General features: G+C 73.9%; 15 protein-coding genes. 8 read left to right on the top strand and 7 right to left on the bottom strand.

Features of this window, described 5'->3' with window-relative positions:
- Nucleotides 1–160: 160 nt before the first annotated feature.
- The 4 genes from B1A86_RS10615 to adhP all read left to right on the top strand — a co-directional run bounded on the left by B1A86_RS10615 (nucleotide 161) and on the right by adhP (nucleotide 4,795).
- Nucleotides 161–598: a DUF779 domain-containing protein gene (locus B1A86_RS10615; RefSeq protein ID WP_063189308.1), complete on the top strand. Its 438-nt coding sequence runs from the start codon at nucleotides 161–163 to the stop codon at nucleotides 596–598.
- A complete protein-coding gene (locus B1A86_RS10610; protein ID WP_036339551.1) occupies nucleotides 595–2,064 on the top strand; it encodes a GAF domain-containing protein in 1,470 nt (489 codons plus the stop codon). Before B1A86_RS10615 ends, B1A86_RS10610 begins: the two co-directional genes overlap by 4 nt.
- Before the next feature lie 122 nt (nucleotides 2,065–2,186).
- Complete coding sequence (locus B1A86_RS10605) at nucleotides 2,187–3,710, top strand: aldehyde dehydrogenase family protein (protein WP_041103406.1); 1,524 nt, start codon at nucleotides 2,187–2,189, stop codon at nucleotides 3,708–3,710.
- A gap of 53 nt (nucleotides 3,711–3,763) precedes the next feature.
- Nucleotides 3,764–4,795 carry an alcohol dehydrogenase AdhP gene (adhP, locus tag B1A86_RS10600; protein ID WP_073117416.1) on the top strand — a complete coding sequence of 344 codons (1,032 nt, stop codon included), beginning with the start codon at nucleotides 3,764–3,766 and terminating at the stop codon, nucleotides 4,793–4,795.
- Nucleotides 4,796–4,949: 154 nt separating this feature from the next.
- Here adhP and B1A86_RS10595 read toward each other — a convergent pair whose 3' ends face one another.
- The gene (locus B1A86_RS10595; RefSeq protein ID WP_095353841.1) at nucleotides 4,950–5,852 is read right to left on the bottom strand and encodes an alpha/beta fold hydrolase; all 903 of its coding nucleotides are present in this window, start codon (nucleotides 5,850–5,852) and stop codon (nucleotides 4,950–4,952) included.
- 48 nt (nucleotides 5,853–5,900) lie between these two features.
- On the opposite strand from B1A86_RS10595, the gene B1A86_RS10590 reads away from it, so the two are divergent.
- Both B1A86_RS10590 and B1A86_RS10585 read left to right on the top strand, forming a co-directional pair.
- Nucleotides 5,901–6,341 (top strand): hotdog fold thioesterase, encoded by a 441-nt coding sequence (locus B1A86_RS10590; RefSeq protein ID WP_036316750.1) that lies wholly within the window; start codon nucleotides 5,901–5,903, stop codon nucleotides 6,339–6,341.
- Nucleotides 6,338–6,655, top strand: coding sequence for a putative quinol monooxygenase (locus B1A86_RS10585; RefSeq protein ID WP_036316747.1), 318 nt, complete (start codon nucleotides 6,338–6,340; stop codon nucleotides 6,653–6,655). The genes B1A86_RS10590 and B1A86_RS10585 overlap by 4 nt, the downstream gene beginning before the upstream one ends.
- A gap of 147 nt (nucleotides 6,656–6,802) precedes the next feature.
- Here B1A86_RS10585 and B1A86_RS10580 read toward each other — a convergent pair whose 3' ends face one another.
- Complete coding sequence (locus tag B1A86_RS10580) at nucleotides 6,803–7,357, bottom strand: SRPBCC family protein (protein WP_036339559.1); 555 nt, start codon at nucleotides 7,355–7,357, stop codon at nucleotides 6,803–6,805.
- 110 nt (nucleotides 7,358–7,467) lie between these two features.
- Here B1A86_RS10580 and B1A86_RS10575 point away from each other — a divergent pair, with 110 nt between their 5' ends.
- Entirely contained in the window at nucleotides 7,468–7,881 is a 414-nt protein-coding gene (locus tag B1A86_RS10575) for a DUF4259 domain-containing protein (protein WP_036339561.1), read from the top strand.
- 52 nt (nucleotides 7,882–7,933) lie between these two features.
- Here the strand turns inward: B1A86_RS10575 and B1A86_RS10570 are convergent, their stop codons facing one another.
- The 4 genes from B1A86_RS10570 to B1A86_RS10555 are packed head-to-tail and all read right to left on the bottom strand — an operon-like array spanning nucleotide 7,934 to nucleotide 11,841.
- Nucleotides 7,934–10,393 (bottom strand): cation-translocating P-type ATPase, encoded by a 2,460-nt coding sequence (locus tag B1A86_RS10570; RefSeq protein ID WP_089529295.1) that lies wholly within the window; start codon nucleotides 10,391–10,393, stop codon nucleotides 7,934–7,936.
- A 4-nt stretch (nucleotides 10,394–10,397) separates the two neighbouring features.
- Nucleotides 10,398–10,616, bottom strand: coding sequence for a heavy-metal-associated domain-containing protein (locus B1A86_RS10565; protein WP_036316743.1), 219 nt, complete (start codon nucleotides 10,614–10,616; stop codon nucleotides 10,398–10,400).
- Nucleotides 10,617–10,655: 39 nt separating this feature from the next.
- A complete protein-coding gene (locus B1A86_RS10560) occupies nucleotides 10,656–11,036 on the bottom strand; it encodes a metal-sensitive transcriptional regulator (protein ID WP_002856860.1) in 381 nt (126 codons plus the stop codon).
- A 10-nt stretch (nucleotides 11,037–11,046) separates the two neighbouring features.
- A complete protein-coding gene (locus tag B1A86_RS10555) occupies nucleotides 11,047–11,841 on the bottom strand; it encodes a low molecular weight phosphatase family protein (protein WP_078025679.1) in 795 nt (264 codons plus the stop codon).
- A gap of 194 nt (nucleotides 11,842–12,035) precedes the next feature.
- On the opposite strand from B1A86_RS10555, the gene B1A86_RS10550 reads away from it, so the two are divergent.
- Nucleotides 12,036–13,280, top strand: a complete 1,245-nt coding sequence (locus tag B1A86_RS10550) for an isochorismate synthase MenF (protein ID WP_078025680.1) — start codon at nucleotides 12,036–12,038, stop codon at nucleotides 13,278–13,280.
- A 339-nt stretch (nucleotides 13,281–13,619) separates the two neighbouring features.
- Here the strand turns inward: B1A86_RS10550 and B1A86_RS10545 are convergent, their stop codons facing one another.
- Nucleotides 13,620–13,892: a three-helix bundle dimerization domain-containing protein gene (locus B1A86_RS10545; RefSeq protein WP_227448856.1), complete on the bottom strand. Its 273-nt coding sequence runs from the start codon at nucleotides 13,890–13,892 to the stop codon at nucleotides 13,620–13,622.
- Between the last annotated feature and the right edge of the window lie 318 nt (nucleotides 13,893–14,210).

The raw sequence follows: 14,210 nt of genomic DNA, 5'->3' as shown, positions 1-14,210 counted from the left end.
TGGCTCGCGGCGAAGCACCTGGCCCTGCGCGCGACCCAGCCCACGGCACAGCACTCGGTGCACCCTCCGGGGCGCTCCCATGACGCCAGGTGGGGTGACGTGGATCACGTTGCAGGCTAGGGTGGGGGGACCGACGATCGCCCATCCCCAGGAGGCCGCGATGACCGTGCCGTCCTCGTCGGCGGAGCATGCGCCCGCGCTCGAGGCTCGCCCCGAGATGCCGGGCGAGACCGTGTCCCGCGTCGCCATGACGCCCGCGGCGCTCGAGCTGATCCGCCGACTCCTCCCGATCCATGGCCCGCTCATGTTCCACCAGTCCGGCGGCTGCTGCGACGGCTCCGCGCCCATGTGCTATCCCGCCGGCGACTTCACGACCGGCGCCGCCGACGTCCTGCTGGGCACCTTCGCCCTGCCGGCCGAGGGGGACCAGGCCGCCGTGGAGATCCCGTTCTGGATGTCCGCCGCCCAGTTCGAGTACTGGAAGCACACCCACCTCACCCTGGACGTGGTGGACGGGCGCGGCTCCGGCTTCTCCGTCGAGGCGCCCGAGGGCAAGCGGTTCCTGATCCGTTCGCGGTTGATGGCCGGCTCGGGATGAGCTCGACCCTCGCCACCGGTGCCTACCGGCGCGCCGTGGACCGGGCCCACGAGTCCCTCGACTCGGTCCGCCTGTCGCTCGCGCCGTCGTCGTCCACCGCTCCGACCGGCGCGGACCAGGGCCTGCGCGCCGCCCTCCAGGGGCTGCGGCGGGAGGTCCGCGAGTCCTGGCTGCGCTCCCTCGGCGCCCTCACCCCGGCGGGGTCGGCCCTCGACGCAGGAGCTTCCGCGGCCGCGCCCGCGGTGCCCGGCCAGACCGACCCGGCCACCCTCGCCGACGACGACCTCGCCGCCGCCCGCCGCGAGCAGCGTCTCGCCGTGGCCCTGCCGGTGGTCCGCCGCATGCTCATCCAGCCCGCGGCCGAGGCCGGGATGCTCGCCGCGATCGGCAACGCGCGCGGCCACCTGCTGTGGGTCGAGGGCGACCGGACTGCGGTGCGCCACGCCGAGACCATGGGCTTCGTGGCCGGCGCCGACTGGTCCGAGGCGTCCATGGGCACCTCCGCCCCCGGCATCGTCCTCGCGACCGGCGCCCCCACGCAGGTCAGCCGCGGCGAGCACCTGAGCCCGCGCGTGCACCCGTGGAGCTGTTCGGCCGTCCCGCTCACGGACCCGGCCACCGGGCGGCTCGTCGGGGTCCTGGACCTCACGGGTGGCGAGGACGCCGTCAGCCACCTCGCCCTGCCTCTGCTCCTGTCCACCGTGGACGCCGTGCACGCCGCCTGGCGGGACCTGCCCGCCCCGTCCCGGGGCCGTCCCCGCGGCACCGTCCCGACGCCGGGCCCCTCGGCTCCGCCGTCCGCCTCGCCGGGGCCGAGCCCCGCCGGCGCGCCGCACCGCCACGACGAGGCCGCGGGCCTGCTGCGCGTCACCGGCCACCTGCCGCCCACGCTGGACGGGGTCGAGCTCACCGGCCGGCACGCCGAGATCCTCACCCTCCTCGCGTGGCACGGCCCGGGCCTGACCGGCGCCGAGCTCGAGGTCGCGCTGTATCCGGAGGAGACGGCCGGGCCCCGGTCCGCGCCGGGCGACGCCCCCGCCCGCGCCATCTCGCTGCGCGCCGAGGTGCATCGACTCCGCCGGGCGCTGCGGGACGTGGGGGCGCCGGTGGAGCTGCTGTCCCGGCCGTACCGGCTCGTGGGGGAGGTGCACGCGGACCTGCTGTGCGCGCGGGAGGCGCTGCGCGCCGGGGATCTGGACCGTGCGCTGCACGCGGCGGTTGGGCCGGTGCTGCCGCGGTCGGCGTCCCCCGGTGTCGCCTCGATCCGCGCGGAGCTGGGGGAGGCGCTGCGCGAGGCCGTCGCCCAGGACGCAGATGTCGACCAGCTCTGGGCTTACCTGGGCCGCCCCGAGGCCCGCGACGACGTCGAGCTCTGGGGCGCCGCCCTGCGTCTGCTGCCGACGGACTCGCCGCGGCGCGCGCTCGCCGTGGCCACGCTCGAGCGGATCGAGCGGGACCTGGCCTGAGCCGGCCCGCCCCTCACCCGCGCCCGGCTGCAACCTTCGTGCAACCTCCCTGTGACTAGGGTCACAGCCACGGCAGGGCGCCACCCGGCGCCGAGGCAACCGCAGGCAAAGGAGCCAGCACCATGACCGTCTACGCATTCCCGGGCACCGAGGGAGCCAAGGTCGAGTTCAAGTCCCGCTACGAGCACTTCATCGGCGGAGAGTGGACACCCCCGGTCAAGGGCCAGTACTTCGAGAACGTCACGCCCGTGACGGGCAAGGTGTTCTGCGAGGTCGCCCGCGGCACGGCCGAGGACATCGACGCCGCCCTCGACGCCGCCTGGAAGGCCGCCCCGGCCTGGGGCGCCACCTCGCCGGCCGAGCGGGCGCTCGTGCTGCACCGCATCGCGGACCGCATGGAGGAGAACCTCGAGATGCTGGCGGTCGCGGAGACGTGGGACAACGGCAAGGCCGTCCGGGAGACCCTCAACGCGGACGTCCCGCTGGCCATCGACCACTTCCGGTACTTCGCCGGCGCGATCCGCGCGCAGGAGGGCCGCCTGTCCCAGGTGGATGAGGACACCGTCGCCTACCACTTCCACGAGCCGCTCGGCGTGGTCGGCCAGATCATCCCGTGGAACTTCCCGCTGCTGATGGGGGTGTGGAAGCTGGCGCCCGCGCTGGCCGCGGGCAACGCCGTCGTGATCAAGCCCGCCGAGCAGACCCCGGCCTCGATCATGGTGTTCATCGAGCTGATCGCGGACCTGCTGCCGGCCGGCGTCGTCAACGTGGTCAACGGCTTCGGCCTCGAGGCCGGCAAGCCGCTCGCGCAGTCGCCGCGCATCCGCAAGATCGCGTTCACGGGCGAGACGACGACGGGCCGGCTGATCATGCAGTACGCCTCGGAGAACATCATCCCGGTGACCCTGGAGCTGGGCGGCAAGTCGCCCAACGTGTTCTTCGAGGACGTCATGGCGAACGACGACGCCTACTGGGACAAGGCACAGGAGGGCTTCACCCTGTTCGCGCTGAACCAGGGCGAGGTCTGCACGTGCCCGTCGCGTGCGCTTGTGCAGGAGTCGATCGCGGAGAAGTTCCTCGACGCCGTCGTGGAGCGGACCTCGCGCATCGTCACCGGCAACCCCCTCGACACGGACGTGATGATGGGCGCCCAGGCCTCCAACGACCAGCTCGAGAAGATCACGTCCTACCTGGACATCGGCCGTCAGGAGGGCGCCGAGGTGCTCATCGGCGGCGCTCGCGCCGAGATGGAGGGCGAGCTGGCCGGCGGCTACTACGTGCAGCCCACGATCTTCCGCGGGGACAACTCGATGCGCATCTTCCAGGAGGAGATCTTCGGGCCGGTGGTCTCGACGACCACGTTCACCGACTTCGACGACGCCATGCGGATCGCCAACGACACGCTCTACGGTCTCGGCGCCGGCGTGTGGTCCCGGAACGGCAACACCGCCTACCGCGCGGGCCGGGCGATCCAGGCCGGCCGCGTGTGGGTGAACAACTACCACGCCTACCCGGCCCACGCCGCGTTCGGTGGGTACAAGTCCTCCGGCATCGGCCGTGAGAACCACCTGATGATGCTCGACCACTACCAGCAGACCAAGAACCTGCTCGTCTCCTACTCCGAGGACAAGCTCGGGTTCTTCTGAGCCGACGCCGGCACGGCACGACCCCCTCCCCACTCCACGAAAGGTGATCCCCCATGACCACGATGAAGGCAGCCGTCGTCACCCAGTTCGGCACAGAGGCCGACGTCACGGAGGTCGAGCGTCCGACGCCCGGCCAGCACGAAGCGCTCGTGAAGCTCATCTCCTCGGGCGTCTGTCACACGGACCTGCACGCGATGGAGGGCGACTGGCCGGTGAAGCCGACCCCGCCGTTCATCCCGGGCCACGAGGGCGTGGGCATCGTCGAGGAGGTCGGACCCGACGTCGAGAACCTCAAGGTCGGGGACATGGTCGGCAACGCGTGGCTGTGGCGAGCGTGCGGCCACTGCCAGTACTGCCGCACCGGGTGGGAGACCCTGTGCGAGGAGCAGGTCAACGGCGGCTACTCCGTGGACGGTTCGTTCGGTGAGTACATGCTCGTGGATGCCCGCTACGCGCCCGTGATCCCCGAGGGCGCGGACCCGATGGAGGTCGGCCCGATCCTGTGCGCCGGCGTCACGGTGTACAAGGGGCTGAAGCAGACCGAGGTGCGGCCCGGGCAGTGGGTCGTGATCTCCGGCATCGGCGGCCTGGGGCACATCGCGGTGCAGTACGCCGTGGCGATGGGCATGCGCGTGGTGGCCGTGGACGTCGCGGACGACAAGCTGGCGCTCGCCTCTCGGCACGGCGCGGAGCTGACCGTGAACGCGAACGTCGCGGACCCCTCCGTGGAGATCCAGGAGAAGATCGGCGGCGCCCACGGTGTGCTCGTCACGGCCGTGCACCCCCAGGCGTTCGGCCAGGCCATCGCGATGACCCGCCGCGGCGGCACCATCGTGTTCAACGGCCTGCCCCCGGGCGACTTCCCCGCGCCGATCTTCGACATCGTCCTCAAGGGCCTGACCATCCGCGGTTCGATCGTGGGCACCCGGCAGGACATGGTCGAGGCACTCGAGTTCTACGCGGCCGGGAAGATCCACCCGACGTTCCACACCCGTCCGCTCACCGAGATCAACGACGTGTTCGACGAGATGCGCCACGGCAAGATCGAGGGCCGCGTCGTGATCGACTACGCGATGCAGGACTGACGTGTCGCCTGGGCGTCGGCTGGGCGCGGGGTAGTATCGGCACATCACGCGCACCAGTGCGACGGCGGTCGTCCCACCCGGAGATCCGGGCCGGGGCGGCCGCCGTCGTCGTCGCGGGGACGGGGCGGGCCGCAGCGCGCCCGACGCCCGAGCCTCAGCGGGCCGCGTCCGGGGCGACGCCGTCGCGCAGCCACTCCAGCGTGGCCGGCCAGAAGGTCGGCGCGAACCGCGCGTGGAACAGTCCGAAGTGCCCGATCTCCGCGACACCGAGCTCCTCCGGCCGCACCCGCCAGCGCACCGTCCGCCGACCCGGCGAGTAGGCGTCCGCGCGGTCGAGGGCGGCTTCGGTGCCGAAGTCGTCGTCGACGGGCGCCACGATCAGCGCGTCCGCCGTGAACGCGGCCAGACGACGGCGCAGCTCGTCCCGGCCGGCGGCGGTGCGGGCGCTCGCGGTGAAGTCGCGGCGACTGCGCGCCCAGTCCAGGGCGACCCCGCGCGGCAGGTCCTCGAGCCAGCCGAGCCGCCGCCCCGGGAGGTGCCCGCGGGCCAGCGTGACCACCGGCATCGCCGCGTGCCAGCGCGCCCACATCCGCGCCCGCCCCGGCCGCGCCCGGTAGTCCCGCCAGTGGGCGTGCTGACCGCCGACGGCCACATGGCGGGCCACGTGACGCGCCTCGTCCGCGAGCCCGATGCCGAACCCGCCGTAGCTGTGGCCCACCGTCAGGAGGGGGCCGGGCAGGTGCGTCCGGGCCCAGCCGAGCACGGCGTCCGCGTCGAGGGCGCCCCAGTCCGCCCACCGCGCCTGCCGGGCCACGGCGAACGGCTCGCGGGACTCCCCGACACCCCGGTAGTCGAACGTGACCGCGTGGAACCCGTGGCCGGCGAGGAACTCGGCGTAGCGCCGGTAGTACGTGGCCTTCACCCCGGTCGCGGGGGCGATCACCACCGCGCCGGCGGGCCGGGCCTGGGGCGCCGTCGTGGGGGCGAAGTGGCGGGCCGCGAGCACGAAGCCGTCGCGGGCGCGGAGGCGCGCGGGGGTGGAGGTGGTCTGCGTCACGCCGCCACCCTAGGCGCGGGGCGGCGCGACCTGCGACACAATGGGCCCATGACTGAGACCCCCCAGAGCTCGTCCGGCCAGAGCCGGGACGAGATCCTCGCCCGCCTCGAGGAGATCTACGCGAACGACCCCGCGGTGCGCGAGCACGGCGTCACCCTCGGCGAGGTGGCCGAGGGCCGCGTGGTGCTGCACCGCGACGTCACCGCGGACATGGTGAACTCCCACGAGATCTGCCACGGCGGCTTCCTGTTCCACCTCGCGGACTCGGCGCTGGCGTACTGCGTGGCGACCTTCGGCGCCGCCCCCGTCACCCGGCGCGCCGAGATCACCTACGTGGCGCCCGCCAGGCTCGGCGCGCACCTCGTGGCGACCGCCCGCCAGTCGGTGGAGTTCGGTCGCGACCGCATGATCGAGGTCGGCATCGAGGCGGACGGCCAGCTCGCAGCCTGGTTCACCGGCCACTCCACGAGCCCGCGGGTGCACGCGTGAGCGCCGGGCAGGGCGCGACGACGGCCGGTCCGGTCATCGAGTCGGTGGAGCTGCACGTGGCGGCGGGGGCGGAGGCGGCGTTCGAGGCCGCCGTCGCCGAGGCCGAGCCGCTGTTCCGGGACGGGGGCGCGACGTCCTTCGCGCTGTCCCGGCAGGTGGAGGACCCGGCGCGCTACCGGCTGCTGATCGGCTGGCGCACGCTCGAGGACCACACCGTGGCCTTCCGCGAGTCCGACTCGTTCCTCGCGTGGCGTGCGCTCGTCACCCCGCACCTGGCGCAGCTGCCGGCCGCGACCCACTGGTCCGCCGTCTGACCCCCGCACCCCCCCGCTTTCGTTCGGGAAACGGCGGTCGTCAGCGCGTTTTCGTTCGGGAAACGGCGCGAGGGCTGACCTTTTCCCGCACGAAAGTGCGCCGACACGCCGCCGTTTCCCGAACGAAAGTGCGGAGACGCGGTCGGTTCAGAGGTGGCGGCCCGCCAGCCGCGTGAGGCTCGACTGGATGCCCCGCCCGTTGTCCGCCGGCACGCGCAGCAGCTCGTACGCGCGGCGCACGGCCGGCCGGGCCCACGAGTAGTCGAAGGTCTCGGTGACCTCGGTGGTGCCGTCCCCGTTGTCCTGGAACGCCCAGCGCCACCGGTGTCCGCCCGGGTGGGCCCACTCCACGAGCTCGTCCTCGTCCACGGCGGTGGCGGTCAGCGTCATCGTGTACGGCACCCCGTACTTCCGCATGGCCACGCGGAACCGGTCGCCCACGGCCAGCCGGTGCGGCCCGCTCACCTTCGGCCGCACGGTCCCGGACCCGTCCGCCTCGTGATGGCGGTGCGGGTCCGCGAGCATCGCCCACAGCTCGTGCGCCGGCGCGGCCACGGTGGCCCGGTAGGACACCTGGTGCTCGCCGGTCTCCACGCGCTCGGGCCACGCCGCCTGCGGGGCGGCCTGCGGCAGCCCGGACGACGACGGCGCGGCGGACTCGGTCTCGGGGGTGGCGGACGAGGGGGTCGGCTCGGTGCTCATGTCGCCCAGTCTAGGAACTGCCGCGGACACCGGAAGCGGAGGCGACGGCACCCCTCGGCGGGACACCACAGCACTCTTGCCGGGGCCCACCCCGGGCCTAGGGTCAGGTCATGGGCGCATGGGGCAGAAACGTCTTCCAGAACGACACGGCGCTGGACATCGTGGACGAGGTCCTCGACGGTACCTTCGACCTCGACGAGTTCCGCAGGAACTTCCGTCGCGACGAGGACGAGGGCTACCTGACCGCGAGCCAGGGCGCCGCACTCCTCACCCTCGGGGCGCTCGTGCGGATCGCTCGGAACGAGGACCACGCGGACCTCGAGGCCCTGCTCGAGCACGCGGAGGCGGACGAGGTGGACCTCACCGCCTTCATCGGCCAGTTCTCGGACGAGGACATCGAGACCCTGCGCGAGCTGATCGGCGTGGTCATCCGCGAGCCCTCCTGCTCCGAGCTCTACCAGCTCTGGGAGGAGTCCGGGGAGCTCGAGCAGTGGCTCGAGTACTCCCGCGAATGCCTGCCCTGACCGGCCGGCCGGCCGGCCGGGGTGGACCCGGCTCGGCCGGCCCCGCCCCGGCTCACCGCGCGTAGCGGGTGAGCCGCAGCGAGTTCAGCACCACGAGCACGCTCGAGGCCGCCATCGCGCCGCCGGCGATCATCGGGTTGAGCAGGCCCAGGGCCGCGACCGGGATGCCGAGCACGTTGTAGGCGAACGCCCAGAACAGGTTCATCCGGATGATCCCCAGCGTGCGGCGGCTCAGGTCGAGCGCCTGGACCACCTGGTGCAGGTCGTCGCCCATCACGGTGATCTGCGCGGCCTCGCGGGCCACGTCCGTGCCGGAGCCCATCGCGATGCCCATGTCCGCGGCAGCCAGGGCCGGGGCGTCGTTGACGCCGTCGCCGACCATGGCCACCACGTGACCCTCGGACTGGAGCCGGCGGACCACGTCCACCTTGTCCTCGGGGCGCACGCCGGCCACCACGTCCTCGGCCGGGATCCCGACGGCGGCCGCCACCTGGGTGGCGACGGCGGCGTTGTCCCCGGTCACCAGCAGCGGGCGCAGGCCGAGCTCCTTGAGCCGGGCGATGGCGTCCGCCGAGGTCTCCTTCACGGTGTCCCGCACGGACAGGACGCCCGCCACGCGGCCGCCGACCGCGACCCACACGGCCGTGGCGCCGGCCTGCTCCGCCGCCTCGAACGCGGCACGGTGCTCGGCGGGGATGCCGCCGTCGAGGGCGGTCTCGAGGACGGAGCCGCGGCCGACGGCCACGCGGACCGGATCCGGGCCGGCGGCGCCGTGCGCGCCGGAGCCGGGTGCGCCGTCGTCGTGGGGGAGGGCGACCAGCCCGGACACGCCGCCGCCGGCCGTGGAGGCGAAGTCCGCCACGCCGGGCACGGTCAGGCCACGCTCCTCGGCGCCGGCCACGATCGCGCGGGCGATCGGGTGCTCGGACCCGCGCTCGACGGCGGCCGCCAGGGTCAGCAGGACGTCGGCGGCCTGGTCCGGCGCCGTTTCGTCAACGAAAGCGCTCCGGGAGGCGCCCGTTTCGGCCACGAAAGCGGGGTCGAGGACGAGCACGTCCGCCAGCGCCATGCGGCCCTCGGTCACGGTGCCGGTCTTGTCCAGCACGATCGTGTCCACGGTGCGCGAGTCCTCGAGCACCTCGGGGCCGCGGATGAGGATGCCCAGCTGCGCGGCGCGGCCGGTGCCGGCCAGCAGGCCGACCGGGGTCGCCAGGCCGAGGGCGCACGGGCACGCGATCACGAGCACGGCCACGCCGGCGCGCAGCGCGGACGGCAGGTCGCCGGTCACGATCATCCACACCGCGAAGGTCAGCACGGCGATCCCGAGCACGATCGGCACGAACACGGCGGAGATGCGGTCGGCCAACCGGGCCACGCGCGCCTTGCCGGTCTGCGCCTCGGAGACGAGCCGCCCCATCTGGGCGAGCGTCGTGTCCGAGCCGACCCGCGTCGCGCGGGCCACGAGCCGGCCCGAGGTGTTCAGGGTGGCGCCGGTGAGGGCGTCCCCGGGGCCGACCTCCACGGGCACGGACTCGCCGGTGAGCAGGGAGGCGTCCACGGCCGAGGTGCCCTCGAGCACCTCGGCGTCCGTGGGCACCTTCTCGCCGGGGCGGATCAGCACGACGTCGCCCGGCGCGAGGGACTCGGCGGGCACCGTGCGCTCGTCGTGGGTCTCGGGGTCGTAGAGGGTGGCCTGGGCCGCGCCCAGGTCCAGGAGGGCCCGCAGCGCGGCGCCGGCCTCCCGCTTGGCGCGGGCCTCGAGCCAGCGGCCCAGCAGCAGGAACGTGGTGATGACCGCGGCCGTCTCGAAGTACAGGCTGTGGTGGGCCATCTCCGCCATGGTCCCGCCCACGTGGGCGGTCATGTCCGGCGCCAGGATCAGCTCCACGGCCGAGAAGGAGAAGGAGACGAGCACGCCCAGGGACACGAGGGTGTCCATCGTGGACGAGCCGTGCCGGGCCGCGCGGAACGCCGCCGAGTGGAACGGCCACGCCGCCCACAGCGCCACGGGCGCCGCCAGGGCGAACGCGACCCAGCCCCAGTGCGGGAACTGCAGCGCCGGGACCATGGAGATCAGCACGAGCGGCACCGTCAGCACCGCCGCGCCGATCAGGCGCGGTGTGAGCACGTCCTCACTCGGACCGTGGGCCATGTGGTCGTGGTGGTCCACGCCGTCATGGTCCGCGGCATGCTCCTCGCCGTGCTCGGAGGTGTGCGCGTGCCCGGCGTGTCCGGCGTGTCCGGCCGGCGGGGCGGGACGGCGCACGGTGGCGCCGTACCCGGCCTTCTCGACGGCGGCCACGAGCTCCTCGTCCGAGACGCCGGCGGGCGCGGTGACGGTCGCCTGTTCGAGCGGCAGGTTCACGGACGCCGTGACGCCCTCGAGCTTGCCCAGCTTGCGCTCGACGCGGCCCACGCACGAGGCGCAGGTCATGCCGGTGACGTCCAGGTCGACGCGGCGGGTGGTCTCGGACTGCGGGCCGGCCGGGGTGGAGGAGGCGGGGTGGGTCATGGGGTCAGGCCTCCACCAGCGTGTAGCCGGCCTCCTCGACGGCGGCGCGCGCGGCGGCGGGGTCGAGGGGGGCCTCGGAGGTGACGGTGGCGGTGGAGACGCCACCGGAGTTCAGGTCCACGTCCACGGCGGAGACGCCGGCGATCTCGCCGAGCTCCTCCTGGACGGAGGCGACGCAGTGGCCGCAAGTCATGCCGGTGATCTTCAGGTCGGTGGTGGTCATCTCGAACTCCTGTCGGGGTGGGGGGAGCGACGGCGCCGGTCAGCGCAGCAGGCGGCCGAGGGCGGCCGTCGCCTCGGCGACCTTCTCGTCGATGAGCTCGGTGCGGCCCTCCGCCTCGGCCTGCACCGCGGCCTCGGCCACGCAGTGACGCAGGTGCTCCGAGGTGAGGTTCAGGCTGAGGGACTGCAGCGCCTTCGTGACGGCGGCGACCTGCGTGAGGACGTCGATGCAGTACACGTCCTCGTCCACCATGCGGTGGAGGCCGCGCACCTGCCCCTCGATGCGGCGCAGTCGCGCCAGGTGCTTCGCCTTGTCCCGGTGGACCTCGTGCGGGGGCCGGTGGCCGTCGCAGGCGTCCGCCGCGGCGGACGGGAGGGGCGAGGCGGCGGCGGGCGCCGTCGTCGTGCTGTCCGTGCTCATACCCCCTGTTCTATACCCCAGGGGGGTATAGGTCAAGGGGTCGGCCGACGCGGGTGCCCTCCTCCGGCAGCGGGGTGGCGGCTTCGCCCAGATCGGCGATCAGGCCGCGGACCTCCAGGTCCAGGGCGTCGCGCACGCCGCGCACCTGCTCGAGGCTCATGCCGCGGATCGACGGCACGGACCACTTCTGCACCTGCGCGCCCTCGGGGATCTCGAACGGATCCGCGCCGTCGAAGAGCACCACGATCTCGGCGGCCCGGAGCACGTCCGGGTCCAGGCCCTTGGTGTACGTGTGGTGCAGCGGGATGCCGATCTCGTTCATCGCCTCGAACGCGGTGGAGATGACCTCGCCGGCGGGCTCCGTGCCGGCCGAGCGGGCCCTGACCTCGCCGTGGGTGCGGTTCTCGAGCAGGGCCGCGGCCATCTGCGAGCGGCCGGCGTTGCCGTGGCAGACGAACAGCACACGCGGGTGGCGGGACTCGATGCTGCCCTGGTTGATCGCCCTGGCGCGCAGGCGCGAGGCGGCATGCTGCACCGAGATGGTCGGCAGCATCTCCGGGTGGCGGCTCGTCTCGGCGAGCTCGGCGTAGGAGTCGAACAGGAGCTGACGCACCGTCGCCTCGTCGGCCACGCCGGGGAAGCGCGCCCTCAGCGGCCCGACCTCGCGCTCGAGCACGTGCGCGGCCATCCCGTGCGGCACGGGGTCCACCGCGGCGGGGATGTCCGGCGCGGCCGTCGTGTCCAGCGGCATGTCGTCCACCGCCGGTGCGTGATCGGCGTGGGGGTCCGGGGGGATGGGGGCCATGATGCGAGTCCTCCGGGGAAGGCGGTCGGTTGAACGCGAGGTGAACGGGTGCCCCCACCCTGCGACGTCGGGTGTGCCGGCGCAAGCCTTGACGGGATCCCTCCGCGCCCGACGACGCCGCTCGCCGCCGTCGGGGCGGTGGCCGAGGCCCGGGCCCGGAGCGGGGGTCCGCCGAGGTGGGAGAGAATGGGGCCATGTCTGTCCGCTCCCTGCTCCCGGACCTCGGCACCTCCGCGACCGGGACCCCCGAGGCCGCCGTCCCCCCGTTCGCTCGGGCGGTGCTGTGGGCACACGGGGACGACGCGTGGCGGGGCGAGGGCGGCTGGACCGTGCTCCTGGACGGCCCCGACCGGCTCCGCCGACTCTCCGCGCTGTGGCAGGCCGCCGTCGCCGGGCGACCGGACCCGACGGCCCCGCTGCGGGGCTGGATCTCCTCGACCTTCGCCGACGACTCGCCTGAGCCCGCGGTCCTGCGCATCCCCGCGGATCTGCGCCGCGCCACGCCGTCCGGCGTGCGGGACGTGGCCCAGCACGTGGACGCGGACGCGCTCGCAGCCGCCGTCGCCGCGGACCGCGGAGCCCGGCTGCTGGCCGACGGGGAGGTGCCCCTGCCCGCCGACGTCGCCGACCTCGCCTGGGACGACGCCGGCTACGCGGCCGGGGTGCGCGAGCTGCTGACGCGGATGGCCGACTCGGGCGGGGAGCTGGCGAAGGTCGTGATCAGCCGCACGATGACCGTCCCCGCGGACGACGCCGACCTGTGGCGGGCGATCGGGGAGCTGCGCCGCGAGTACCCGCAGACCTGGGTGTTCGCCGTCGGCGGGCTGCTGGGCGCCACGCCCGAGGTCCTCGCCACGCGGCACGCGGGGCTCGTGGGCTCGCGGGTGCTGGCGGGGTCCATGCCGCGCGGCGCGGACGAGGAGGAGGACGCCGCGCTGCGGGAGCGGCTGGCCTCTGATCCGCGGCTGGCGGAGGAGCATCGCTGGGCCGCGCGGTCGGTGCTGGACGCGCTGGCGCCCGTCGTCGACCTCGCCGATGACGACCCCGCGCCCACCGTCCTGACCCTGCCGAACGTGCACCACCTGGCCACGTCCGTGCGCGGCCGGCTGCGGGATGGGCGGGGGACCGTGCTGGACGTGGTGGCCGCGCTGCATCCGACGGCGGCCGTCGGCGGGACCCCCACGCCGGACGCGGTGCGGGTGATCGCGGAGGTCGAGCCCGTGGACCGCGGCCGCTACGCCGGGCCGGTCGGGTGGCTGGATCAGGACGGCGACGGCGAGATCGCCCTGGCACTGCGCTGCGGCCAGCAGGTGCCCGGCGGGGTGCGGCTGCAGGCCGGGGGCGGGATGGTCCCGGGAGCGGTGCCCGAGGAGGAGGTCACGGAGATCCGGGCCAAGTTCCTGCCGATGCGCCGAGCGCTGGGCGTCGCCGAGGACTGAGGCCTCCCGTGCCGCGCCGTGCCGGCCCCGCCACCCGCGCTTTCGTTCGGGAAATGCCGGCGTGTCGCGGTGCTTTCGTTCGGGAAACGGCGCCGCACGCCGGATTCGCGTGGGCGGCGATGGAACGGCGCCCAGGAGCGGAGGTGCCGGATGGCCTCATCAGCAAGGAGCAGTAACGCCGTTTCCCGAACGAAAGCGTCCTGGGGCCCGCCGTTTCCCGAACGAAAGCGTCCTGGGGCCCGCCGTTTCCCGAACGAAAGCGTCCGGGGAGGCGAGAAGACCCGCCGGCCACGGCCCCTCGCGGGGCGGGCCGACGGGTCGTCGCGTCGGTATGGGGGATCAGGCGGCGACGGCCATGGCCTCGTGGGCCGGCGTCGCGGCCTGGAGGCGGCGGGTGGCCTCGCGCTCGGCGAGGGCCGGCAGGAAGGTGGTGATGCGGGCGCCGCGCTTGAGGTCGGCGACGACCTCGCGGACGACCGAGCGGACGGTCTCGGCGGTGACGGTGCCCTCGAAGCGGCGGAGGAGGGTCTCCTCGACGCGCTGGAGCACGTGGCGCTGCATGAGGGGGCTCGGGGCGGTGGGCAGGTGGTGGCTGGTCGTGTTGATGCTCACGGTGAGCACCTCCTTCGGTTGCCGGACCACGAGTCCGGCGGATCGTCGCGGCGGGGCCGCGGGTGATGAGTTCGGTGGAGTCCCGACCTCGCGTTCCGTAAACGCTAGGTGAACTGCTTGTGAACAAGTTTACAGATTTCCTCCCAGAGTGCAACTCCGTGTTCACCAACGTGACCTGAGGCACTCCGCCACACATGCCTGGATGGCGCAAAATCAGCGCAATCATGCGGTTTTCGGATCGAGGCGCCACGAGCAGCAGGTGGACAGCAAGGTGAACAGAAGGTGAACAGCACCGTTCATCTTCGCCCCCTGCCCCTC

It is taken from the genome of Micrococcus sp. KBS0714 (assembly GCF_002008305.4).
GTDB classification, from domain to species: Bacteria; Actinomycetota; Actinomycetes; order Actinomycetales; family Micrococcaceae; genus Micrococcus; species Micrococcus luteus.
The sequence above is the reverse complement of the archived record's forward strand: the minus strand, read 5'-3'. Positions and strand labels throughout refer to the sequence as shown.

Coding starts and splice junctions, on each gene's coding strand:
- B1A86_RS10555 (WP_078025679.1), bottom strand. CDS start 11,841: ATGGCCCCCATCCCCCCGGACCCCCACGCCGATCACGCACCGGCGGTG.
- adhP (WP_073117416.1), top strand. CDS start 3,764: ATGACCACGATGAAGGCAGCCGTCGTCACCCAGTTCGGCACAGAGGCC.
- B1A86_RS10570 (WP_089529295.1), bottom strand. CDS start 10,393: ATGACCCACCCCGCCTCCTCCACCCCGGCCGGCCCGCAGTCCGAGACC.
- B1A86_RS10560 (WP_002856860.1), bottom strand. CDS start 11,036: ATGAGCACGGACAGCACGACGACGGCGCCCGCCGCCGCCTCGCCCCTC.
- B1A86_RS10550 (WP_078025680.1), top strand. CDS start 12,036: ATGTCTGTCCGCTCCCTGCTCCCGGACCTCGGCACCTCCGCGACCGGG.
- B1A86_RS10610 (WP_036339551.1), top strand. CDS start 595: ATGAGCTCGACCCTCGCCACCGGTGCCTACCGGCGCGCCGTGGACCGG.
- B1A86_RS10575 (WP_036339561.1), top strand. CDS start 7,468: ATGGGCGCATGGGGCAGAAACGTCTTCCAGAACGACACGGCGCTGGAC.
- B1A86_RS10615 (WP_063189308.1), top strand. CDS start 161: ATGACCGTGCCGTCCTCGTCGGCGGAGCATGCGCCCGCGCTCGAGGCT.
- B1A86_RS10580 (WP_036339559.1), bottom strand. CDS start 7,357: ATGAGCACCGAGCCGACCCCCTCGTCCGCCACCCCCGAGACCGAGTCC.
- B1A86_RS10565 (WP_036316743.1), bottom strand. CDS start 10,616: ATGACCACCACCGACCTGAAGATCACCGGCATGACTTGCGGCCACTGC.
- B1A86_RS10590 (WP_036316750.1), top strand. CDS start 5,901: ATGACTGAGACCCCCCAGAGCTCGTCCGGCCAGAGCCGGGACGAGATC.
- B1A86_RS10605 (WP_041103406.1), top strand. CDS start 2,187: ATGACCGTCTACGCATTCCCGGGCACCGAGGGAGCCAAGGTCGAGTTC.